17 protein-coding genes are annotated in these 24536 nt (G+C 58.6%); 4 read left to right on the forward strand and 13 right to left on the reverse strand.

The window, feature by feature from the left end:
* Nucleotides 1–64 precede the first annotated feature (64 nt).
* The 5 genes from QMX93_RS16225 to speB all read right to left on the reverse strand — a co-directional run bounded on the left by QMX93_RS16225 (nt 65) and on the right by speB (nt 8171).
* Entirely contained in the window at nt 65–2104 is a 2040-nt protein-coding gene (locus QMX93_RS16225; RefSeq protein WP_053121765.1) for an NADPH-dependent 2,4-dienoyl-CoA reductase, read from the reverse strand.
* 167 nt (nt 2105–2271) lie between these two features.
* Nucleotides 2272–3960, reverse strand: a complete 1689-nt coding sequence (betA, locus tag QMX93_RS16230) for a choline dehydrogenase (RefSeq protein ID WP_212545719.1) — start codon at nt 3958–3960, stop codon at nt 2272–2274.
* 2 nt (nt 3961–3962) lie between these two features.
* Complete coding sequence (locus tag QMX93_RS16235) at nt 3963–5531, reverse strand: cytosine permease (protein WP_282357029.1); 1569 nt, start codon at nt 5529–5531, stop codon at nt 3963–3965.
* Nucleotides 5532–5640: 109 nt separating this feature from the next.
* Nucleotides 5641–7149: an aldehyde dehydrogenase family protein gene (locus tag QMX93_RS16240; protein WP_282357031.1), complete on the reverse strand. Its 1509-nt coding sequence runs from the start codon at nt 7147–7149 to the stop codon at nt 5641–5643.
* A 23-nt stretch (nt 7150–7172) separates the two neighbouring features.
* A complete protein-coding gene (gene speB / locus QMX93_RS16245; protein ID WP_053121774.1) occupies nt 7173–8171 on the reverse strand; it encodes an agmatinase in 999 nt (332 codons plus the stop codon).
* Nucleotides 8172–8322: 151 nt separating this feature from the next.
* Between speB and QMX93_RS16250 the strand changes: the two genes are divergently transcribed.
* The 3 genes from QMX93_RS16250 to QMX93_RS16260 all read left to right on the forward strand — a co-directional run bounded on the left by QMX93_RS16250 (nt 8323) and on the right by QMX93_RS16260 (nt 11518).
* Nucleotides 8323–9243 (forward strand): LysR family transcriptional regulator, encoded by a 921-nt coding sequence (locus QMX93_RS16250; protein ID WP_053121776.1) that lies wholly within the window; start codon nt 8323–8325, stop codon nt 9241–9243.
* A gap of 100 nt (nt 9244–9343) precedes the next feature.
* Nucleotides 9344–10474, forward strand: coding sequence for a carbon-nitrogen hydrolase family protein (locus QMX93_RS16255; RefSeq protein ID WP_282357035.1), 1131 nt, complete (start codon nt 9344–9346; stop codon nt 10472–10474).
* 3 nt (nt 10475–10477) lie between these two features.
* Nucleotides 10478–11518, forward strand: a complete 1041-nt coding sequence (locus tag QMX93_RS16260; protein ID WP_053121778.1) for an AraC family transcriptional regulator — start codon at nt 10478–10480, stop codon at nt 11516–11518.
* 385 nt (nt 11519–11903) lie between these two features.
* Here the strand turns inward: QMX93_RS16260 and QMX93_RS16265 are convergent, their stop codons facing one another.
* Together QMX93_RS16265 and QMX93_RS16270 are read right to left on the reverse strand one after the other, a co-directional pair.
* Nucleotides 11904–12779, reverse strand: a complete 876-nt coding sequence (locus QMX93_RS16265) for a DUF2242 domain-containing protein (protein ID WP_212545715.1) — start codon at nt 12777–12779, stop codon at nt 11904–11906.
* An 84-nt stretch (nt 12780–12863) separates the two neighbouring features.
* Complete coding sequence (locus tag QMX93_RS16270; RefSeq protein WP_282357038.1) at nt 12864–13772, reverse strand: LysR family transcriptional regulator; 909 nt, start codon at nt 13770–13772, stop codon at nt 12864–12866.
* Nucleotides 13773–13890: 118 nt separating this feature from the next.
* On the opposite strand from QMX93_RS16270, the gene QMX93_RS16275 reads away from it, so the two are divergent.
* Nucleotides 13891–15096: an MFS transporter gene (locus tag QMX93_RS16275; RefSeq protein WP_282357039.1), complete on the forward strand. Its 1206-nt coding sequence runs from the start codon at nt 13891–13893 to the stop codon at nt 15094–15096.
* 553 nt (nt 15097–15649) lie between these two features.
* Here QMX93_RS16275 and QMX93_RS16280 read toward each other — a convergent pair.
* From QMX93_RS16280 to tig, 6 genes are all read right to left on the reverse strand, one after another.
* Nucleotides 15650–17506 (reverse strand): SurA N-terminal domain-containing protein, encoded by a 1857-nt coding sequence (locus QMX93_RS16280; RefSeq protein ID WP_282357040.1) that lies wholly within the window; start codon nt 17504–17506, stop codon nt 15650–15652.
* 230 nt (nt 17507–17736) lie between these two features.
* Nucleotides 17737–18009 carry an HU family DNA-binding protein gene (locus QMX93_RS16285; protein WP_008077714.1) on the reverse strand — a complete coding sequence of 91 codons (273 nt, stop codon included), beginning with the start codon at nt 18007–18009 and terminating at the stop codon, nt 17737–17739.
* 148 nt (nt 18010–18157) lie between these two features.
* Nucleotides 18158–20554: an endopeptidase La gene (gene lon / locus QMX93_RS16290; RefSeq protein WP_053121792.1), complete on the reverse strand. Its 2397-nt coding sequence runs from the start codon at nt 20552–20554 to the stop codon at nt 18158–18160.
* Between the two features lie 163 nt (nt 20555–20717).
* A complete protein-coding gene (gene clpX / locus QMX93_RS16295) occupies nt 20718–22001 on the reverse strand; it encodes an ATP-dependent Clp protease ATP-binding subunit ClpX (RefSeq protein ID WP_053121794.1) in 1284 nt (427 codons plus the stop codon).
* Between the two features lie 112 nt (nt 22002–22113).
* Nucleotides 22114–22749: an ATP-dependent Clp endopeptidase proteolytic subunit ClpP gene (gene clpP, locus QMX93_RS16300; protein ID WP_007951559.1), complete on the reverse strand. Its 636-nt coding sequence runs from the start codon at nt 22747–22749 to the stop codon at nt 22114–22116.
* A gap of 92 nt (nt 22750–22841) precedes the next feature.
* The gene (gene tig, locus QMX93_RS16305) at nt 22842–24152 is read right to left on the reverse strand and encodes a trigger factor (RefSeq protein WP_053121796.1); all 1311 of its coding nucleotides are present in this window, start codon (nt 24150–24152) and stop codon (nt 22842–22844) included.
* Between the last annotated feature and the right edge of the window lie 384 nt (nt 24153–24536).

A 24536-nucleotide genomic window follows, 5' to 3' on the forward strand; every position in this document is an offset into this window, starting at 1 on the left:
TTATATTGATTAAAAAAAAAAAAAACAAAATAGGGCCGCCGGCGGCAGCTCCTACAGTGGGTGTTTACAGTTCAGCGGCGAGGCGCGAGCCTTGATTGATCGCGCGTTTGGCATCCAGCTCTGCCGCGACATCCGCGCCGCCGATCAGGTGCACATTCTGCCCCGCCGCGACCAGACCATCGTGCAGCTCACGCAACGGATCCTGCCCCGCGCAAATCACGATGTTGTCCACCGCCAGCAGTTGCGGCTCGCCGGTTTCGCCGATGCGAATGTGCAGACCGTCATCATCAATGCTCAGGTATTCCACGCTGTTGAGCATCTGCACCTGCTTGTTCTTCAAACCGGTACGGTGAATCCAGCCAGTGGTTTTACCCAGACCGTCGCCGACCTTGGTTTTCTTGCGCTGCAACAGGAACACTTCACGCGCCGGTGCATGCGGCGCCGCTTTGATCCCGGCGACGCCACCGCGTGCTTCCAGTTTCGTGTCGATGCCCCATTCTTTCCAGAACGCGGCGCGATCCTGACTGGTCGCAACGCCTTCATGAACAAGGAATTCCGAGACGTCAAAACCGATGCCGCCCGCACCGATCACCGCGACACGCTTGCCAACCGGTTTGCGCTCAAGGATCACGTCGATGTAGTTCAACACCTTGGCGTTCTCAACGCCGGGAATCGCCGGCAGACGCGGGGCGATGCCGGTGGCGAGGATGATTTCGTCGTAGCCGCCTTCAACCAGTTTGGCCACATCAACGCGAGTGTTCAGGCACACCTCAACATTGGTGGTTTGCAGCTTGCGCTTGAAGTAGCGCAGGGTTTCGAAAAACTCTTCTTTGCCCGGCACACGCTTGGCGATGTTGAACTGACCGCCGATTTCGCTGGCCGAATCGAACAAGGTCACCTGATGGCCACGCTCGGCGGCCACGGTCGCGGCAGACAAACCGGCAGGGCCAGCACCGACCACGGCAATCTTCTTGATCTGCTGCACCGGCAGATAGTTGAGTTCGGTCTCGTGGCAGGCACGCGGGTTGACCAGGCAACTGGTCAGCTTGCCGCCGAAGGTGTGATCGAGGCACGCCTGGTTGCAACCGATGCAGGTGTTGATTTCGTCGGCGCGGCCTTCAGCAGCCTTGTTGACGAAGTCCGGATCAGCGAGGAACGGCCGCGCCATCGAGACCATGTCGGCATCGCCTTCAGCGAGAATCTGCTCGGCGATTTCCGGGGTGTTGATGCGGTTGGTGGTGATCAACGGAATGCTCACCGAACCACGCAGCTTGGCAGTGACCTTGCTGAACGCGGCACGCGGCACTTTGGTGGCGATGGTCGGAATCCGCGCTTCGTGCCAGCCGATGCCGGTGTTGATGATGGTCGCGCCGGCCTGCTCAATGGCTTTGGCCAGGGTGACGATCTCATCCCAGGTGCTGCCGCCCTCGACCAGGTCGAGCATCGACAGACGGAAAATGATGATGAAGTTCGGGCCCACCGCTTCGCGCACACGGCGGACGATTTCCACCGGCAGGCGCATACGGTTTTCGTAGCTGCCGCCCCAACGGTCGGTACGGTGGTTGGTGTGCGCGGCGAGGAACTGGTTAATGAAATAACCTTCCGAGCCCATGATTTCGACGCCGTCGTACTCGGCGGTTTGCGCCAGCACCGAGCAAGTGACGAAATCACTGATCTGCTTCTCGATGCCTTCCTCGTCCAGCTCTTTCGGTTTGAACGGATTGATCGGCGCCTGAATCGCGCTCGGTGCCACTTGTTTCGGGCTGTAGGCATAACGACCGGCGTGGAGAATCTGCATGCAGATCTTGCCGCCCGCGTCATGCACCGCGCGGGTGACGATGCGGTGCTTGAGCGCTTCTTCTTCGGTGGTCAGCTTGGCCGCACCAGAATAAACGCCGCCCTCGTCATTCGGGCCGATCCCGCCAGTCACCATCAGGCCAACACCGCCGCGCGCACGCTCAGCGAAGTACGCCGCCATGCGCTCGAAACCGCCCGGTTTTTCTTCCAGGCCGGTGTGCATCGAGCCCATCAGGGTGCGGTTGCGCAGCGTGGTGAATCCCAGATCCAGCGGGGCCAACAGGTGCGGGTAATGAGCGGCGGTCATCGGTAACTCCACAACGAGCAATCACGGAAAAGTTGCGGGAGCTCTGCGTCCCCCGTCAGTCATGTTCGACAGACTAAGAGCCGCACCGTGATCACTCAATGACCGTAACTGACAACTTAATGATCTAAATGCACACCACCTACGTCGGCGCTGGATCACTCGAACAGCTAAACCCGGACATTGCGCCCTGGCAACGATGTGCGCTGGCTGTTCTCCCAATCCTGCACCAACCCCACCGGCGCCTCTGACGGCGGCAACATCGCCCGCCCGCGCAGCAGATCACTGGCGCGTTCGGCGAGCATGATGGTCGGAGCATTGAGGTTGCCGTTCGGCTCGCTCGGGAACACCGACGAATCGATCACGCGCAGGCCATCGAGGCCGTGCACGCGCAGTTCGGAGTCCACCACCGCCAGCGCGTCCTCGCCCATTCGACAGGAGCCGCACGGGTGATAGGTGCTTTCGAGGTTTTCGCGGACGAAGGCATCGAGGTCTTCGTCGCTGTTAACCAAAACGCCGGGAGCGATCTCGCTGTCGCGGAAACGATCCATGGCTTTCTGGCCGATGATCTCCCGGGTCAGGCGGATACAGCGGCGAAAACCTTCGCGGTCTTCTTCGCGTTGCAGGTAATTGAACTGGATCTGCGGATGTTCGTACGGATCCGCCGAGCGTGCGCGCACATAGCCGCGACTTTTGGGCTTATTCGGCCCGGTGAGCACCATAAAGCCATGGCCCTTGATCGGCTTGTTGCCGTCGTAACGCATGGCCGCCGGCAGGAAGTGAAACTGGATGTCCGGCCAGCGCAAACCCTTGTCCGAACGGATAAACCCGCCAGCCTCGAAATGGTTGGTCGCGCCGAGGCCATCCTTGAACAGCAGCCAGCGCAAACCGATGAGCAATTTGCTCAGCGGATCCATTTTGCTGTTGAGGGTCACCGGTTCCTTGCAACTGAACTGGATGTACACCTCGGCGTGATCCTGCAGGTTTTCACCGACACCGGGCAGATCGTGGCGCACCTCGATGCCGGCCTTGCGCAGCACGTCGGCCGGGCCGATGCCGGAGCGTTGCAGCAGGTGCGGCGAGCCGATTGGCCCGGACGAAACCACTACTTCGCGCCGGCAATAGACCTCGTGCGTCTGCCCGTTGTGGTCATAGCTGACGCCGACCGCACGTTTACCGTCGAGGAGGATCTGCCGGGTCATCGCGTGGGTGATCACGGTGAGGTTCGGGCGCTCCATCGCCGGGCGCAAATAGGCGTTGGCCGTTGAACAGCGCACACCGTTTTTCACGGTCATGTGCATCGCGCCGAAGCCTTCCTGCATGTAGCCGTTGCAATCGTCGGTCTTGATGTAACCCGCCTCGGCGCCGGCCTGCACCCACGCGCCGTACAGCGGATTTTTCATGTGGTTGCCGTTGGTGGTGTGCAACGGCCCGGTCTGCCCGCGATAGTTGTCGCCGCCTGCTTCATAGTGCTCGGCACGTTTGAAATACGGCAGGCAATTGCGGTAGCCCCAGCCTTGCGCACCGAGGGATTCCCACTCGTCAAAATCGCAGGCGTGACCGCGAATGTAGACCAGCCCATTGATCGATGAAGAACCACCCAGCACCTTGCCGCGCGGGCAATGGATGCGCCGTCCGTTGAGGAATGGCTCCGGTTCGGTTTCATAGCGCCAGTTGTATTTTTTGGTGTTCATCGGAATCGAAAAAGCACTCGGCATCTGGATCACCACACTGCGATCGCTGCCACCGAATTCCAGCACCAGCACCGAGGTGTCCGGGTCTTCGCTCAAGCGGTTGGCCAATACACAACCGGCGGAGCCGGCACCGATGATGATGTAGTCGTATTTTTGCGTAGCCATGCTTATCTCCCGGCCGTCGATGGCTTGATTGCAGGCGACACGCGTCGCGTCAGCGAGTCGCCGGTGGTGTATTGCGGAGAGGTTTTTTCGATCTGGCGGATCACGGTTTCTTCACTCGCCAGGTCGATCGAGCGGCTGAACCAGTAATACGCCAGCCCCGAAACGATCAACCCGACCAGCCAGGCGATGTCGATGCTGCCCAGCGCTCTGGCGAGCGGGCCGACATACACCTCGCGCTGTTCAACGCCGTCGTAGATGTAGAAAAACGGGATCATCGCGACAAACCCGATGGCGTACGCGGCAATGCCGCGCACGCCCCAGCTGCCGTAGATGTTGCCCTTGGGCATGAAGAAGTGCGGGATCGCGTAGCGGCCCTTGCGCACGAAGAAGTAGTCAGTGAGGTTGACCGACGTCCAGGGCACCAGGAAGTACAGCATCACCACCAGGTAAATCCCCAGCACCGACAAACCTTTGCCCGTGCTCTGAATACTCAGCGCCACGCCCAATTGCAGGAGGATCACGAAGGTGATCGCCAGCACCCGTGCCTTGCGTGTGGGTTGGATTTTTTTGATCGAGTCGACGCACGTCAGCGTTGTCAGTTTGGCGCTGTAGATGTTCATCGCAATCACCGGCAGGATCGCCAGAATCGTGATCACCACCACGGCCGTGCCAACCAGTGGCGACATCACATTGCCGACCTGTCCGAGCGCCACCAGCACGTCGGTGGAATGCAGGTGATCGGCGAGCCAGCCGCCCACGGAAATCATCCACGCGCCGGACAACGAGGCGCCAACAAACACCACGGCAATCAGCTTGCCGCTGGAGGTGTTCTTCGGCAGATACCGCGAATAGTCCGAGACGTAAGGCGCGTAAGCGATGTTGTAGCTGGCGGCGGCGGCAAACTGCGCGATGAAACCGGTCCAGTTAAACCCCAGTGGCGGTGGCGCGATGTCCCCGGCGGCGAGCACGGGCAGCGGCGCATCCGGCACCCAGCCCATCAGCACGGCCAACGTCACCAGACCGTACAACGGAATCGACAGGCACAACGCCCATTTGAAACTGCGGTGCATCCAGTCATGGCCGAGGATCGCCAGAATCGCCGCCGGAATCGTCACTGCCACGGCAACCAACCATGGCTCGAAACCGAACAACGTGTGCATGCCCTGCATCATCAACACCAGATTGACGATGTTGAAACCGGCGAACACAAACAGTGTCGCCAGCAGCACCAGAATCACCCCGCGATAACCGAACTGCGCCCGCGACTGGATCATTTGCGGCAACCCAAGGTGCGGGCCTTGCGAGCCATGAAACGCCATGAACAGTGTGCCGAACATGATGCCCAGCGTGCCGGCGAGCGTCGTCCAGAGCGCGGTCAGCCCGACACTCGGGCCAACGAAACCGATGGTCATGGTGAAGAAAGTGAAGTTGCCCAGAAACCAGAACGGCCCCTGACTCGATAACTTGTCGGTGCGTTCGTTTTCCGGAATGAAATCGATCGAATGACCCTCGACGACAGGTTTGTCGCCGAGGAGTGACACACCAGGAGCGGCTTTGGCTTCTATGTTCATGATGGGCTCTTATTGTTGGAAGATCATGACGAAGTAACGGCATCCTTTCGGGTTGCCCCTCCCCCGTGGAGAGGGGTTGTTCAGTGCTTTCTCCTTGAGGCCTGCCGGGTCAGGGCAGCGTGATCCAGACCGCTTTGGTTTCGAGCAGATAGTCGAGTTGCTCGGCGCCGAGATCCTTGCCGAAACCGGACTGTTTGTAGCCACCGAACGGCATCGACGGATCGAGAGTGCCGTGGGCGTTGACGTAAACCGAACCGGCCCGCAAACGCGGAATCAGGCTGTGCACCTTGCCCAGATCATTGGAATACAGCGCCGCCGCGAGGCCGAATGCCGAGTCATTGGCCAGCGCCAGCGCTTCTTCGTCATCGTCGAACGGCGCGGTCACCAGCACCGGGCCGAAAATCTCCTCCTGAACAATGCGCATGTCGTTGCGGCAATGGGCAAAAATCGTCGGTTCTACAAAGAAGCCAGGGCCTTCAATCGGTTGGCCGCCATAGACCAGTTCGGCGCCCTCCTGCTTGCCGGTCTCGATGTAATCGCGCACGCGCTGCTGTTGTACGGCCGAGACCAACGGGCCGATAAAACAGTCGGGATCCAGCCCCGGGGCGATCTTCAATGTGCGCGTGTAGGCAATCAGTTCACCGAGGAATTGTTCGTAGACGCTGCGATGCACATAGGCGCGAGTGCCGGCATCACAGACCTGTCCCGAGTTGAAAAACACGCCATTGGCGACCGCTTGTGCTGCCGCCGGAATGTCCGCATCGGCGAAGACGATTACTGGCGATTTTCCGCCGAGTTCCAGCGTCAGTCGCTTCATTTCGTCGACGGCTGCACGCCCGACCGTACGGCCGACCGGCGTCGAGCCGGTGAAGGTCAATTTGTCGATGCCCGGGTGCGAGGCCATCGCCGCGCCGACCACGGTGCCGCGCCCGCAGACGATGTTGATGACGCCGGCGGGGATCCCGGCTTCCTTCACCAATTCGGCAAAACGCAACGCCGACAGCGAGGTCAGTTCGGCCGGTTTGACCACCACCGTGCAACCGGCGGCCAGCGCCGCGCCGAGTTTCCAGGCCATGGTTTGCAGCGGGAAATTCCACGGCACGATTGCGCCGACCACGCCCACGGCTTCTTTGCGCGTATACGCCAGATAGTTGCCGGGCAGCGAAGGCTCGACCGTACGCCCGTGAAGTTTGGTCGCCCACCCGGCGAAGTAGCGCAGAGTATCGACGGTGCCCTGAATATCGACGTCCTTGGCGAAGGCCACCGACTTGCCCATGTCGATTGATTCGATTTCTGCCAGTTCGACGGCGTTCTGCTCAATCAGATCTGCCAGACGCTGGATCAAGCGTTCGCGTTCTGCCGGTTTTGCCTGGCGCCACGCACCGCCGTCGAACTGCGCGCGCGCCGCTTGCACTGCGCGATCGAGATCTTCGACGGTGCCCATCGGAATTCGCGTGATCAGGCCAGCGGTCGACGGCTCGATGACATCGGCGGTTTGCCCGTCGCTGGCATCGACAAACGCGCCACCGATAAACAACTTCTGCGCCTTGCCAAGGAAGGTTTGCGTTGCTTCGGATACTCCGAATTTCTGCAGGTACTGCTTGACGATCGTGTCCATGTTTATTCTCTCTGCCGGACGGCTCAGGCGGGGGTGGCAACGCTGTCGGCGGCGCGCACTTTGGCCCGTTCGTGGAAGATGAAACCGATGCTGTTCAGCAGCAGTTGCGCGGCCAGAATCGAGGTCATGCCGGTCGGGTCATACACCGGCGCCACCTCCACCAGATCCATGCCGACGATGTTGCCTTGGCTGCGTTTGGCCAGCGCCTGAATGATTTCCAGCACTTCGTAATAGAGGAAACCGCCGTGGCTCGGCGTGCCGGTGCCGGGGGCGATGGACGGGTCGAAACCGTCGATGTCGATGGTGATGTAGTAGTTGATGTTCTGCGGGATCAGCGCCAACACGCCTTCCACCCCTAGGCGGCGTACGTCGCGCACCGAGAGGATCTTCGAACCCGCCGCATGGGCCGCTTCGTAGTCATCACGATTGGACGAGGACACGTTGCGGATGCCCATTTGGGTCATACCGACAATGTGGTTCATTTCCGAGGCGCGGCGCAGCGGGTTGCCATGGCCATAACGAACGCCGTGGCGCTCATCGACGAAGTCCAGGTGCGCATCGAAGTGAATGATGTGAATCGGCCCGCGTCCCTCGAATGCCTTTATCACCGGCGCGTGCACCGAGTGATCGCCGCCAAGCACCACCGGCATGACACCGGCATCGAGGATCTTGCGCACCGCGTATTCGGTGTTGAGATTGCTGGTGACCATATCGGTGTGGACGATGTCGGCATCACCGACGTCGACCATGCGCACATCGGCGGCGGTCAGGTACATCACGTCATCTTCGTGATCGTAGGCACCGGCGTGACCGAAGGAGAACAGCGTCGACGCCTCGCGTATACCGCGTGGCCCGAAACGTGCGCCGGAGCGCCATTGGGTGCCCATATCGTTGGGCACGCCGAGTACTGCGACATCGGCATCGAGCGCGTCCCAGTCGGTGCACACCGGTGATTTGCCGAAGGTGCAATGCCCCACGAATGGCAGGTTCAGGCGCCCGGATTCATAACCGTTATTGGACATTTCAAGCCTCTCCACTTGTTGTTATCGGCTCGGCGGACTGCAAGGCGACCGTCGTTGCAGTGACTATGGGCGCAGGTTTTCGTGGAAAAAATGCCAAACATCAGATACTCATATCGGCATTACCGATGCATCCACACGCGGGAGGTTCCAGGTGATTCAGCTGCACGATGTCGATTTGAAGTTGCTCAGGGTGTTTGCCACGATTGTTCGTTGCGGCGGTTTCTCCGCAGCGCAGGCGGCGTTGAATGCCGGTCAGTCGACCATCAGCGAACAGATGTCGCACCTGGAAACCCGTCTTGGGGTGAAGCTTTGTCAGCGCGGACGCGGCGGTTTTCGCCTGACCGAGCAAGGCGTGGCCATCCATGAAGCGACCCAGCGCCTGCTCTCGGCGGTGGAGAATTTCTGCATGGACGCCGATGTGCTCAAGCAGCACATCAGCGGCAAGCTCAACCTCGGCATCATCGACACCACCATCACCGACCCCGACTCGCCGCTGCCACGTACGACGCAGCGTTTCGTTTCTCGCGGCCATGACGTGCATCTCAATGTGTACGTCGGCACCCCCGCCGAACTCGAAGAACGCGTGCTCGACGGCAGACTGCATTTGGCCATCGGCCATTTCCCGATCCATGTGCCGGGCCTGCTGCACACGCCGCTGTATCAGGAAGCGCTGGGCTTGTATTGCGGGCGCCGGCATCCGCTGTATGGCAGCCAGGCCGAAGGGGCTGAACTGCTCGAGGCGATTACCGAGAGTCGCATTGTCGTGCGCGGTTACATGCAGCAATACGATCTTGAGCACCTGGGCGTGAGCAAAGCGGCGGCCACGGTGGATAACATCGAGGCGCTGGCGATCCTGCTGATCTCCGGTGCCTACCTGGGCTTCCTGCCGGCCCATTTCGCCCGACAATGGGTCAAGACCGGCGAGATGCACCAATTGGCCCCGGACAGCCTGCAACTGGTCTCGCCGTTCGACGTGATCACCCGGCGCGGCATCGCGCCGCCACCCATTCTCGAAGCGTTTCTCGAGGATCTGGCAGCCTGTTCGCACCACGCCGTCGGCGCTCTGCAATGAGTGTCAGGCGCAGGCATGGCCCCGTGCCTGCGCCCTCGCCCGGCACTATTGAGGTATCATCGACCCGCGTCACACCATGCACCCGGTTCTGTTGGAATTCATGCGCAAACTTCTGTACCTGACATTTTCCATGGCCCTCGTGGCCGTCCTTGCTTCCTACGCCATGTGGGCGGCAGACCGCCCGGCGGGACATTACCTGTCGGATCTGCGAATCAAACTCGCGGTCGATCAAGGCACACCCGCCGACCGTGGCAATCTCTTGGGCATCCAGCCCGAACTCTACCCCACCGACTATCAAAGCCCCGAGCGCCTGCACCGCAAGCTCGCCGCGTATCTTCAGCAAGCGCAGGATCAAGGCTTGTTGAATGACAAGACAATCGTCGTATTGCCCGAGCACGTCGGCACCTGGCTGATGATCAGCGGCGAAAAAGACGAGCTGTATCAGGCGCCCACGCTCACCGAAGCGATGAACTGGCTGGCGGCGAGCAATCCGTTGTTGTTTGCCCGTGCGTGGCTGACGGCCAAGGGCAGCAACCGACTGAACGACGCGCATCTGCGCATGAAGTCCAAGTCGATGGCCAAGGATTACCAGGCGCTGTTCGGCGGTCTGGCCAAGGAATTTCATGTAACGCTGGTGGCCGGCTCCATCGTGCTGCCCGAGCCGAGTATTCGTGACGGTCAACTCAAACCCGGCAGCGGCGCCCTGTTCAACAGCAGCGTGGTGTTTGGTCGTGACGGCGTGCCGCTCGGCCAGCCACAACGGCAGATGCACCCGATCTTCGATCAGCGCGACGTGCTTGAAGGCGAAGATCAACACGCCATCAACGTCGTCGACACCCCGGCCGGGCGCCTCGGCATCCTGATCGGCAGCGACAGCTGGTATCCGGACAACTACCGCATGCTCGACGCGCAAGGCGCGCAACTGGTGGCGGTGCCGGCGTTTGTCGTCGGGCACAACGTGTGGGATCAACCGTGGGGCGGCTACAAGGGTTCGAGTACACCGAGTTCGGTCAGCCTCAAACCCGGCGAAGTCAGCGAAGGTCAGGCCTGGCATCGCCTGACCCTCACCGCGCAACCGCCCGCCAACAACGCGCTGGCCGGCATGAGCGTGTTCCTGCGCGGGCAGTTCTGGGACAAGTTGAGTTCGGGGCAGAGCTTCCTCAGCAGCAACGGCCAACAGTTCGCCGACGGCGAGGCCCGTGGCGCACGTTTGCTGAACGTCTGGTTGTAAGCCATGAAACCGCAGCCGATGCGTCTGGGCGATTTATCGGTGGGTTTCGTGCACAGCCTCGCCGATGCCGTGCGCAGTCATGACGCCGATCCGCTGCCCTTGCTCGAGCAATACGGTCTGGATGCTGCGCGATTGGCCGAGGCTGGCGCGCGGTTATCGATTCCGCGCTACATGCGTTTGGGCCATGCGGCGATTCAACTGACCGGTGATGCGGCGCTGGGTTTGCGCATGGGCCAGCTCAGTCGCTTGAGTCAGGCCGGGCTGGCTGGCGTCACCGCCGCACAAGCGCCGACCGTGCGTGAAGCGGCGCGTTGCCTGATTCGTTTCGAACCGCTGTACGGCTCCAACTATCGTGGCCAATCAAGTTTTCACGAAGACGCGAATGGCGCGTGGCTGCGTTTCTATTCGATCAGCCCGTACAACGCCTACAACCGTTTTGTGGTGGATTCGATTATCGCTGGATGGCTGCATCAGCTCGCCAGTGTCAGCCGTGAACCGCTGCGCGCCGAGCGCATCGAGATCGAGTTCGACGCGCCGGATTATCGCGACGCTTACAGCGTGCTGGGTGAATGCCCGATTCAGTTCGGTGCCGAGCGTAATCAATTGCGCCTGAGCCTGACCAGCCTCGCCCAACGTAACCCCGAACACTGCCCGAGCACCTGGCGGCACTTGCTGCAATTGTGTGAGCGAGAACTGGAACAACTGACCCGCACCCGCAGCCTGCGTGAACGCATCACGCAGTTGTTGGGGCCATTGTTGAATGGTGGCCGGGAACCCGACCTGGAAGAAGTGGCGGCGCGCCTGAAACTGCCGACCTGGACATTGCGGCGCAAACTGACCGAGGAAGGCACACAGTTTCGGGCGATCCTCAATGACACTCGCCGTGATCTGGCGATGACGTACATCCGCGACACGGAACTGGCGTTCGGTGAAATCGCCTACCTGCTGGGGTTTGCCTCAGCCGAGGCTTTTCAGCGTGCATTCAAACGCTGGAGCGGCCAGACACCGGGCGAATTCCGCCGCAGTCACCGTAAAACCGCGTGACGCTTACAGCTCGGTAGCGTCTTCAGCAGGTTCAGGCTGATCCAGTTCGTAGGCGTGAAATTCGAGCAGCTCTTCTTGATAGTCATCCATTGCGTAATCCCCCTACTGCTCTCTGAAAAATGGCCTGATCAATCGACCCATGCCCCGAGCATAAAGTGCCCGTGTGAAGGAAAAATGAAACGCGCCCTTCATGGATAAAACGTAGCAGCAGGTCAGGAATTTATCGCGGGATTATCGTCAGCGGAATGTAACGAAATCTTATGCCACACCAAAAACCACTGTGGGAGCGAGCCTGCTCGCGAAAGCGGAGTGTCATTCAACATAAACGCTGGCTGACAGATTGCATTCGCGGGCAAGCCTTGCTCCTACAGAAGCTAGAGCTGGATTACTGGCCGGAGGCTGGCATCGCCGGGATTGGCTCGGACGGCGGCGGGATGTCTGTTGGATTGGCCGGTGGCGTGATCACTTCCGGTGTTGGCGCGGGTTCTGCGACTGGAGCCGGGGTGATTGGCGCGGACTCCGCAGGTGGGGCAACAGGTTCAGAGCTGACCGGGGCAACTTCGGCTGGTGCCGGCGCCGGTTCTGCAGCAGGTGCAGGCGTCGCAACCGGAGCAGGCGTCGGGGCTGGAGCGGTTTCTGCCGCCGGCACCGGTGCCAATGGCGCAGCCACAGGTTTCGGCTCAGGCACGCCCAGATCAGCCTTCGGCTTCTCTTCGATGTGCGCCGCTTTCTTCGCATCCGCCGGCAGGAACTGTTCGACCAACGTGAAGAAACGCTCGTAGAACTTCTGCGAAATCACTGTCTCGCTGGCGACTTTCACCATCGAGTCGTCCGACGAGCCGATCGGCATCGACACCGAGCCCAATACGCCAACACCGAGGCTGGCCGAGTTGTTGGTCTTCTTCAGCGCATAGCGATCCTGCAGGGCGTTGGCGAACATTGTCGCGTGATGTTTGCCGCTGCTGTCTTCGGCGCAGACCACGTTGAAGCTGATTTCCAGGTGCGTATCGCCGGTCTGCTGGAAGCTCTTGTGGCCACTGACCAGTTTCGGATCGCTGCTGGTGATGATGTAACCCTGGCTGAGCAACGCACGCCGTGCGGCTTCACAACTGGCGGTGTCGGCGACCGGGTAATTACGCGAAAACATGCCGGAATCGTCGAAATTCTCATGCTCATACATCGGCTTGTCTTTCGAACAGCCGGCGACAGCAGCCACCAACAACGCCAAACCGACAACACGCAAGGGAGTGGAAATCAACATTAAACATCCTGGGGGAAAACAGTCCGGGGCGTATTGTGCAACAGATCGCTGACCCGCGCCGTATGGATTAGTGTCTTGAAACAGTTACAACTCTATCCGACCTTCATTTACCGGAAAAAGTCGCAACGCCAAATGATCGATGAAAACCCGCAACTTCGCGGTGGCGTGGCGACTCGACGGCCACAACACCCAGAACTGCCCGACATGTTGCAGATGCGCATCCAGCACCCGATGCAGCAACCCCTGCGATTCCGCGTCGCGGCTCATGAAATCCGGCAGGCAGGCAATGCCCATCCCCGCCAGCGCCGCGTGGCTCACCGCCTCAATGGACGTACTCACCAGCCGGGTCGGCAATTTCGGCTCATCCGCACCCTCCTCACGCCGTAGCGGCCACGGCTCGAGTTTGCCAGTGGCGTGAAAGATGTGACGCAAACAGGCGTGATCGGCCAGATCGGCAGGCCGTTGCGGCCTACCCCGCTGCTGCAGATAAGCGGGACTGGCGACCAACACCATTCGAAATTCGCCCAACGGCCGCGCCATCAACCGCGAGTCACGCGGTTTGCCGGTACGGATCACGGCATCGAAACCCTCTTCAACCACGTCGACCATGCGATCGGTCAAATCCAGATCCAGTTCAATCTGCGGGTACAGCGTCATGAACTCAGTCATCACCGGCATAACCAGACCCAACACCTGCGGCACACTGATGCGCAATTTTCCATGCGGTTGTGCGGCGGCATCACACAGTTCGAACTCTGCTGCCTCAACATCCGCGAGAATTTTACGGCAACGCTGTAGGAACAATGCTCCCTCGCTGGTCAGCGTGATACTGCGCGTGGTGCGATGAAACAAGCGCACGCCCAGCCGCGCCTCCAAACGCGCAATGCTCTTGCCGACCGCCGATGAGGACACCCCGGTCAACCGCCCCGCTTCAGTAAAACTGCGCGTCTCGGCGACCTGAATAAACACCGCAATATTGCCAAGACGATCCATACACCCTCCCGATTCAAGACATCCGTGTCCGATATGTTCGGAACCTTAACCTGTTTTTCGCCAAGTCGCAGCGCCCTACCCTGTGCACTCGTTGACCTTTGCCCACGGATGAATGCTCATGAACGACGCACAACTCACCTGCCGCCCACTTGAGGCTTCGCTGCAACAACGCGAACGCTTACCCCTCGGCGCCCTGCTGGCCCTGGCCACCGCCGGGTTCATCACCGTCATGACCGAAGCCTTGCCCGCCGGCCTGCTGCCACAAATGAGCAGCGGCTTGAACGTCTCCCAAGCACTGATCGGACAACTGGTGACGATGTACGCCATCGGCTCAATACTCGCCGCCATTCCACTAACCCTCGCCACCCGTAGCTGGCGCCGACGCCCCCTGCTGCTCTCCGCCATCGGCGGCTTCGCCATCGCCAACAGCATCACCGCCCTTTCGGAGTTGTACTGGCTGACCCTGATCGCACGCCTGATTGCCGGCATATTCGCCGGCCTGCTCTGGGCACTACTCGCCGGCTACGCCAGCCGCATGGTCGCCCCCCATCTGCAAGGCCGCGCCATCACCGTCGCTATGCTCGGCGCTCCCATCGCGCTGTCCCTAGGCATCCCGGCCGGCACCCTGCTCGGCACCTTGATCGGCTGGCGCCTGAGCTTCGCCATCATGACCGCCCTGACCGTGCTGCTAGTGATCTGGGTACGCTGGCAAGTCCCCGACTTCGCCGGAGAACCCGAAGGAAAACGTCTGCCATTGCGTCAGGTATTTACCCTCCCGGGCGTACGACCGGTGCTGTTCGTGACTTTGACCTACGTCGTCGCACACAACCTGCTCTACACCTACATCGCCCCGTTCCTGCAACCGTCCGGACTCGATACCTCAGTTGACCGCGTGCTGCTGGTGTTCGGCCTGGCGTCGGTGCTGAGCTTGTGGATCGTCGGTAGCCTGATTGATCGCTGGCTACGCGAATTGGTACTGATCAGCGCAGCACTGTTCATGCTGTCGGCGATTGCGTTGGGTTTGTGGCGCGAGTCCGCCGGCGGGATCTATATCGCTACGGCAGTTTGGGGCCTCGCATTTGGTGCGATGCCTTCGCTGCTGCAAACAGCCTCGGCGAAAACGGCGAAGGATGCTGCGGATACTGCGCAATCGATGTTGGTGACGTTGTGGAATGTCGGAATTGCGGGTGGTGGATTGGCTGGGGGGTTGTTGCTGGATAATTTGGGGGTTGGGGTATTTCCGTGGATTGTGGTCGTGTTGTTGGTTTTGAGTCTGTATGCGACGGTTACAGCGAGAACCCATGGGTTTCCGCGAACAAAGTAACGGTGATTGAGGCATTTAGACTTTGGTTGGCTGATAGGTCGCCTTCGCTAGCAGGCTAGCTCCCACAGTGGGACTGGGTTAATGCCGTTAGATAATAGTTGTCTGGTCGGCCGCCTTCGCGAGCAAGCTCTGCTCCTACAAATCCAGATCAAAAGATCGCAGCCTTCGGCAGCCCCTATATAAAATCGCGGCGCACCCACGCCAACCACTAGGCCGAGTGTCAGCTCGCCTGCTTTTGATCTTGATCTTAGAGCCCGTCGGGAGGCTGAGTGGAGGGATTCATACGGGGAAAGCATCGAGAGGAGGTGCAGCGAAGCAAACCGTAGGCGATGCCCCCGAATGAACCCGGAGCGAAGGAACCCGAGCCTTAGCGAGGGCCGGACGTCAGGGCACAGACCTTTTGGTTACTTTTGGGGCGTTTGCCAAAAGTGACCAGCCGTAAGGGCGGAACCCTAATCAGCCATCACCCAAAAAACGGATATACACCCAAAACCCCAAGCCCAAAAAAAAGCCCCGACGTACGTCAGGGCTTTCTCTAAAACTCAGTCAACGATCAAAACCGCTTGATCTCAGCCTGAGCTTCCAACTGTTTACGATACGCCGCAAAGTCCTGCTGACCTTCACGCGACGCAAGGAAGCGACGGTACTGCGCCTTCTCTTCATCCGTCGGTGCAGCCGCCTCATTCACGCCATTCAGACGCACAATCATCAAACTACCGTCCGGCAGCGTCACACTGCTAAACGTAGGCTTGTCCTTGGCAGCCGGCTTCGGCATACGGAACAACGCCTGCAGAACCGCCGGATCAACACCTTCCTGCGCACGAGTGGCCGCTTGGGTGACTTTCCAGTTCTGCGCATCAACTGCCTTGCCTTCACGCAGATCAGCAATCAGCTTCTCGGCCTGAGTCTTGGCAGCCGCGCTGGCGTGCTCTTTGGTCAGTTGAGCGCGAATAGCCACGTTCACGCTTTCCAGAGGCAATTGCGCAGGCTTCAGGTGTTCCTTGGCACGCAACACAACCACGGTATCCGGATCCAGCTCGATGGCGGTGCTGTTGGCGCCTTCATCAATCACTTCAGTGCTGAATGCAGCAGTCACCACGGCACGGTTGGCCGCCAGACCTTCGCCACCTTCACGGCCAAACGGCTTGGAGGTGTGCACGGTCAGTTTCAGATCCGCCGCTGGCTGGGCCAGGTCGGAAGCTTCGAACGCGGAGTCTTCCAGTTGCTTGGTCGCCTCGACGAAACGCTGCTCAACCTGCGCGGCTTTCAGATCACGGGTCAGTTTGTCTTTCAGGCTGGCCAGGGTTGGCACTTCTGGCGCTTCAACACCTAGCAGCTTGATCAGGTGGTAACCGAAATCGGTGCGAACCGGCTCGGAGACTTGATCCTTGTTCAGCGAGTACAGGGCTTTTTCGAAGGCTGGGTCGTAGACGCCAGGGCCTGCGAAACCGAGGTCACCGCCATTGTTGGCCGAACCCGGATCCTGCGAGAACTCCTTGGCCAGCGCTTCGAATTTCTCGCCCTTGGCCAAACGCGCCTGGACGTCTTCGATCTTCGCTTTAGCCTGAGCTTCAGTAGTCTTGTCGTTCACTTCGATCAGGATGTGCGCGGCACGACGCTGTTCCGACAGGTTGGCGATATCTTTCTGATACGCCGCCTGCAGGTCTTCATCTTTCACGGTGACCTGGTCGAAGAACGAAGCCTTCTTCAGCTCAACGTAATCGACGATCACCTGATCCGGGGTCATGAACTCTTTGGCGTGTTCGTCGTAGTAAGCCTTGACCTCATCGTCAGTCAGCTTGACCGAGGCTGGGTCGGCTTTGACGCTCAGGGTGGCGAAATCGCGGGTCTGTTTTTCCAGACGGGCAAAGGCCAACACTTCAGCGTCGGTGACGAAACCGCTGCCGCCGATACCGGCACGCAGTTGGCCGATCAGCATTTCCTGAGCCAGCATCTGGCGGAATTGCATACGGCTATAGCCCAGTTGACGGATCACCTGGTCGAAACGATCGGAGCTGAACTTGCCGTCCACCTGGAATTCAGGGGTTTGCAGGATCACCTGATCCAGAGCGCCTTCGGAGAAAGCGAACTTCGATTGTTCTGCGCCTTGCAGCAGCAGCTTGCGATCAATCAAACCCTTGAGGGCCGATTCGCGAAGCATTTTTTCATCGAGCAGCGAAGCGTCGAAATCTTTGCCCAGCTGTTGCATCAGCTGACGGCGTTGCATATCAACCGCCTGGCTTAGCTCGTTCTGGCTGATCTCTTCACCATTGACCTGGGCCGCCTCGTTCTTGTGAGTCGTGGCCTGGAAAATGGCGTCGAAACCGGTCAAAGCCATCAGCAAAATGATGGCCCCGATAATGGTCTTGGCAATCCAGCCTTGTGAATTGTCCCTGATATTCTGCAGCATGCGTCCCCCAGAAACGGTTGAACTTCAAATTAGGCAACCGTGGAGCGTGGGTAGAATCCGGATAGAAGAAAGGCGCATCCGAGGATGCGCCTTCTCGTAACTGGCGGAGCGGACAGGGCTCGAACCCTCGATCCCGGCGTTACAGGCGCCTGTTTCAGCGACCTGCTCTACCGCTCCGCTGCCAAGTCAGGGATGACCCCGACCCGGATGGGTAAAAACTTGTAACGAACTTAGTTAACCGCTTCTTTCAGTGCTTTACCGGCTTTGAAGCCTGGTTTTTTAGCAGCAGCGATTTGCAGCGTCTTGCCGGTCTGTGGGTTACGACCAACGCGAGCTGGACGATCAGTCACGGAGAACGTACCGAAACCAACCAGAACAACGGAGTCGCCAGCCTTGAGAGCGCCAGTGACGGATTCGATTACAGCGTCCAGCGCACGGCCAGCAGCAGCTTTCGGGATATCAGCGGATGCAGCGATAGCATCAATCAGTTCCGACTTGTTCACTCTAAGTCCCCTTATATCTATTTTGAGATGATTCTAAGTTTTTTGGTGAAAGCAAAAACGAGTGCTGAATGGCCTACAGACACTTAAGAGCCGCTTTATAACAAGGGCTCTAAAAAGCTGTCAAGGAAGCCACCCAGGCAAAAGCATACTAATGCGTGCTAATTCTTTCCTTAGCATCAGACTCACGTTTTTCATCCTTGGCAACTATCTCCGGAGCCACATCCGGCAAGGGCTCCGGCGCGTATTGCAGCGCAATTTGCAGGACCTCGTCAATCCATTTAACCGGTTTAATCTGCAGATCCTGCTTGATGTTGTCCGGAATCTCCTTGAGATCACGTACGTTTTCTTCAGGAATAATCACAACCTTGATTCCACCGCGGTGTGCCGCGAGCAGTTTTTCCTTCAGACCACCAATTGCCAGCACTTGACCGCGCAATGTGATTTCACCGGTCATGGCGACATCAGCGCGCACCGGAATGCCGGTCAATGCCGACACCAAGGCCGTGCACATGCCTACACCGGCGCTAGGACCGTCTTTCGGGGTCGCGCCTTCCGGCATGTGAATGTGCGTGTCGCGCTTCTCGTGGAAGTCCACAGGAATGCCCAGGCTCTTGGCACGGCTGCGCACGACGGTCAGGGCTGCGGTGATCGATTCGACCATCACATCACCCAGCGAACCGGTCTTGATCAGTTGACCTTTACCCGGTACGACAGCGGCTTCGATGGTCAGCAATTCGCCGCCAACCTGAGTCCAGGCAAGGCCGGTCACTTGACCGATCTGATCCTGTTGCTCAGCCAGACCGTAACGGAATTTACGCACGCCGAGGAAGTGTTCCAGCAAGTCAGCTGTCACTTTTACCGAGAAGCGTTTTTCCAGCGCGTGCTCTTTCACAGCCTTGCGGCAGACCTTGGCGATCTGACGTTCGAGGCCACGCACACCGGCTTCACGGGTGTAGTAACGGATGATGTCGCGGATCGCCTCTTCATCAAATTCAATCTCGCCTTTCTTCAGACCGTTAGCGGTGATCTGTTTTGGCGAGAGATATTTGACGGCAATGTTGATCTTTTCGTCTTCGGTGTAGCCCGGCAGACGGATGACTTCCATGCGGTCGAGCAGCGCCGGCGGTATGTTCATCGAGTTCGAGGTGCACAGGAACATCACATCGGACAGGTCGTAATCGACTTCCAGATAGTGATCGTTGAAGTTGTGGTTTTGCTCTGGATCGAGCACTTCCAGCAACGCCGACGCCGGATCGCCACGCATGTCGCTGCCCATTTTGTCGATTTCATCGAGCAGGAACAGCGGGTTGCGAACGCCCACTTTTGTCATCTTTTGAATCAATCTTCCCGGCATCGAACCGATGTAAGTCCGGCGGTGACCACGAATTTCCGCTTCATCCCGCACACCACCGAGGGCCATGCGTACGAATTTACGGTTGGTGGCGTGAGCGATCGACTCGGCCAGCGAGGTTTTACCCACGCCCGGAGGACCGACCAGGCACAACACCGGGCCACGAATTTTTTTCACACGTTTTTGCACGGCGAGGTATTCAAGGATGCGTTCCTTGACCTCTTCGAGGCCGTAGTGGTCGGCGTCGAGAATGTCTTCAGCGCGCGCCAGATCAAGGCGTACCTTGCTCTGTGCCTTCCACGGCACCTGCACCAGCCAGTCGATGTACGAGCGCACCACGGTGGCCTCAGCGGACATCGGCGACATTTGCTTGAGCTTGTTCAGCTCGGCCGTGGCTTTGGCCAACGCGTCTTTCGGCAGACCGGCAGCGTCGATACGCTTTTTCAGGTCTTCGATTTCGTTGTGGCCTTCGTCGCTGTCGCCGAGTTCTTTCTGAATGGCCTTCATCTGCTCATTCAGGTAGTACTCGCGCTGACTGCGCTCCATTTGCTTTTTGACGCGGCCACGAATGCGTTTTTCGACTTGCAGCAGATCGATCTCGGCATCGAGCAGCGCCAGAACGTGCTCGACCCGGGCCGACAAATCGATGATTTCGAGGATTTCCTGCTTCTGCTCGATTTTCAGCGCCATGTGCGCGGCCATGGTGTCGACCAGACGACCCGGCTCATCGATGCTGTTGAGCGACGACAGGACTTCAGCCGGGACTTTTTTGCCCAACTGCACATATTGTTCGAACTGCGACAGCAGTGTGCGCACGAACACTTCGGATTCGCGCTCGGCAGCGTCGACTTCTTCGATCAGCGAGACTTCAGCGCGGCAGTGGCCGTCAACTTCGCTGAAACGCTCGACAGTACCGCGCTGTTCACCTTCGACCAGCACTTTGACAGTGCCGTCAGGCAGCTTGAGCAGTTGCAGAACGGTAGCGATGGTACCTACGCGATAGAGAGCGTCTTCACCGGGATCGTCGTCAGCCGGGTTTCTCTGGGCCAGCAGCAGGATCTGCTTGTCGCCCGTCATCGCGGCCTCGAGGGCTTCGATGGATTTCTCGCGCCCCACGAACAGTGGGATAACCATGTGCGGATAAACCACGACATCACGCAATGGCAGGAGAGGCAATTCGATGGTTGTCTTCATGATTTCGCCTCTACGGCGGCCATATGGCCGTAATCAGATGGAATTGAGCTTGAAACCAAGATGGGGGCTGCCTTGAAAAAAAACAAGCGCAAAGCGGATGTAAAAAATGCCATAAAAAAAAAGAGGCCCGAAGGCCCCTTCTTTGTTGCGGCAGGGTGGACGCTTACGCGTCCGGTGCTGCCTTGGCTGCCGGCTCACTGTTTTCGTAGATATACAGTGGCTTGGACTTGCCTTCGATCACGCTTTCATCGATCACGACTTTGCTCACCTCAGACTGCGAGGGGATTTCATACATCGTGTCGAGCAATACACCTTCGAGAATCGAGCGCAGGCCACGAGCACCGGTCTTGCGTTCCAGGGCACGTTTGGCGACGGATTTCAGCGCGTCAGCACGGAATTCCAGATCGACGCCTTCCATCTCGAACAGCTTGGCATACTGTTTGGTCAGAGCATTTTTCGGCTCGGTGAGGATCTGCATCAGCGCAGCCTCGTCGAGCTCGTCCAGCGTCGCAAGTACCGGCAGACGACCGACGAATTCCGGGATCAGACCGAACTTGACCAGATCGTCAGGCTCGACTTCACGCAGGGATTCACCGACTTTCTTGCCTTCTTCCTTGCTGCGCACTTCTGCGTTGAAACCGATGCCGCCTTTGGTGGAACGGTTTTGAATAACCTTTTCCAGACCCGAGAACGCACCACCGCAGATGAACAGGATGTTACGGGTGTCGACCTGCAGGAATTCCTGCTGCGGATGCTTGCGGCCACCTTGCGGCGGTACGGAAGCGACCGTGCCTTCGATCAACTTGAGCAAGGCCTGCTGCACGCCTTCACCGGAAACGTCCCGGGTGATCGACGGGTTGTCGGACTTGCGCGAAATCTTGTCGATTTCATCGATGTAGACAATACCCATCTGGGCTTTCTCTACGTCGTAATCGCACTTCTGCAGCAGCTTCTGAATGATGTTCTCGACGTCTTCACCTACATAACCCGCCTCGGTGAGGGTGGTTGCGTCGGCGATGGTGAACGGAACGTTCAGCAAGCGGGCCAGTGTTTCGGCCAGCAGGGTTTTACCGGAGCCTGTCGGGCCGATCAGCAGGATGTTGCTCTTGCCGAGTTCGACGTCGTCAGCCTTTTTGTCACGCTGGTTAAGGCGCTTGTAGTGGTTGTACACCGCTACGGCCAGAACCTTTTTCGCACGCTCCTGACCAATGACGTATTGATCAAGGATGCCGCTGATTTCTTTAGGCGAAGGCAATTTATGCGCGCTGCTCTCGGCCTGTGCTTCCTGCACCTCCTCGCGGATGATGTCATTGCACAGGTCGACGCACTCGTCGCAGATAAAGACCGAGGGGCCGGCAATCAATTTGCGCACTTCATGCTGGCTTTTGCCACAGAAGGAGCAATAGAGCAGCTTGCCGTTGTCCTCGCCGTTGCGGGTGTCAGTCATTCGTTCGATCCAAATCCGATAGGCTTGCAACACAAGATGAAGGCTATTGCGGGCTTTTTCAAGCCCGCTGGCGAACAGACTCGCCGACCAAGCCTATTTTGAGTTGCTTATTTTAAGCTGGGCGCTGGTTGATCACTTCATCGATCAAGCCGTATTCCTTCGCAGCTTCTGCACTCATGAAGTTATCGCGGTTGGTATCACGCTCGATTTCTTCAAGGGTACGCCCACTGTGCTTGGCCATCAGCGTGTTCAGGCGCTCGCGGATGAAGAGGATTTCCTTGGCATGGATTTCGATATCCGATGCCTGGCCCTGGAAACCGCCCAGTGGCTGGTGAATCATCACACGCGAGTTCGGCAGGCAGAAACGCTTGCCAGGTGCACCGGCGGTCAACAAGAACGCGCCCATGCTGCAGGCCTGACCGATGCAGGTGGTCGACACATTGGGTTTGATGAACTGCATGGTGTCGTAGATCGACATGCCAGCCGTTACCGAACCGCCCGGGGAGTTGATATAGAGATGGATGTCCTTGTCCGGGTTTTCCGCTTCAAGGAACAGCAGTTGCGCACAGATCAGGTTGGCCATGTAGTCCTCTACCGGCCCAACCAGAAAGATCACTCGCTCCTTGAGAAGGCGCGAATAGATGTCGTAGGCGCGTTCGCCACGAGCGGACTGCTCGACAACCATCGGGACCAGGCCGCCTGCGGCCTGGATATCAGAGTTCTGCTGAATATACGAATTACGGAACATGCTCTGCAGTCACTCCCAAATAGTTATGTCTTGAATACGCATAAGCCAGCTCGAAAGCTGGCTTATGTGTGTATTTCTTAACGCAAAAACAATCAGTCGGCTTGTGGAGCTTCTACCGGCTTGACTGCTTCTTCGTAAGAGACCGACTTGTCGGTCACACTAGCTTTCTGCAGAACAGTATCCACAACTTGTTCTTCCAGCACAACCGAACGCACTTCGTTCAGTTGCTGCTCGTTCTTGTAGTACCACGACACGACCTGCTCAGGCTCCTGGTAAGCGGAAGCCATTTCCTGAATCATTTCGCGAACGCGAGCTTCGTCAGGCTTCAGGTCGAATTGCTTGACCACTTCAGCAACGATCAGACCCAGCACAACGCGGCGCTTGGCTTGCTCTTCGAACAGCTCGGCCGGCAGTTGATCAGGCTTGATGTTGCCGCCGAACTGCTGAACAGCCTGCACGCGCAGACGGTCAACTTCGTTGGCCAGCAGAGCCTTAGGCACTTCGATCGGGTTGGTGGCCAGCAGACCGTCCATTACCTGATTCTTGACCTTGGATTTGATCGCCTGACGCAGTTCACGCTCCATGTTCTTGCGAACTTCGGTGCGGAAACCGTCGATGCCGCTTTCCTTGATGCCAAATTGAGCGAAGAACTCTTCGTTCAGCTCAGGCAGCTTAGGCTCGGACACAGTGTTGACGGTCACGGTGAACTCGGCGGTTTTGCCAGCCAGGTCCAGGTTCTGATAGTCCTCTGGGAAGGTCAGGTTCAGAACGCGCTCTTCGCCAGCCTTAGCGCCAACCAGACCTTCTTCGAAGCCCGGGATCATGCGGCCGGAACCCAGTACCAGCTGAGTGCCTTTGGCGGAGCCGCCAGCGAATACTTCGCCGTCAACCTTGCCAACGAAATCGATGTTCAGCTGGTCTTCGTTCTGGGCAGCGCGATCGGCCACTTCAAAACGGGTGTTCTGCTTGCGCAGGATGTCGAGCATTTTGTCCAGGTCAGCGTCAGCCACGTCAGCGCTCAGGCGCTCAACGGTGATGCCGTCGAAGCCAGCAACGGTGAACTCCGGGAACACTTCGAACACTGCGACGTATTCCAGGTCCTTGCCCGCTTCGAGCGACTTAGGCTCGATCGACGGCGAACCGGCCGGGTTCAGCTTCTGCTCAACCACAGCTTCGTAGAAGGAGGACTGGATCACGTCGCCGACAGCTTCCTGACGAGCATCAGCACCGAAACGGCGCTTGATTTCGCTCATTGGCACTTTGCCTGGACGGAAGCCAGCAATCTTGGCCTTTTGGGCAGTCTGCTGCAGACGCTTGTTGACCTGGCTCTCAATGCGCTCAGCCGGCACGGTGACGCTCATGCGGCGCTCAAGAGCAGTAGTATTTTCAACAGAAACTTGCATGGATATTCCTCGTTGCACAGACGTTAGCCGGCCGTTTCCGACCCCAGAATCAAGGGCATGCATTCTAGTGGGTCAAACTCAAGAAGTCACCCTACTGAAAACGGGTAAAAAAACAGCAGGCAATTTATCGGTGCGAATACACGAATGCATCGCGCACCACAGGCGAATACAACCAATCACGCCAAGGCTCTGCGGCAACCTCTTCTATATATAGAAGGGATGCCGATCATTCCCTGACGGCCGACCCTGCAAGCAAGACCGGCGGGCAGCGCGGCATCATCCAGAAACATCAATACGACGAAACGCCCTGCCCTGCGACCCGAAAACCGCGGTCGCCGATTTCTCAAACCGCTAAAACAAAAAAGGCGCCAGACTGTTAAATCT

Origin of the sequence: Pseudomonas sp. PS01303, assembly GCF_029959385.1 — a bacterium.
GTDB lineage: Bacteria > Pseudomonadota > Gammaproteobacteria > Pseudomonadales > Pseudomonadaceae > Aquipseudomonas > Aquipseudomonas rustica.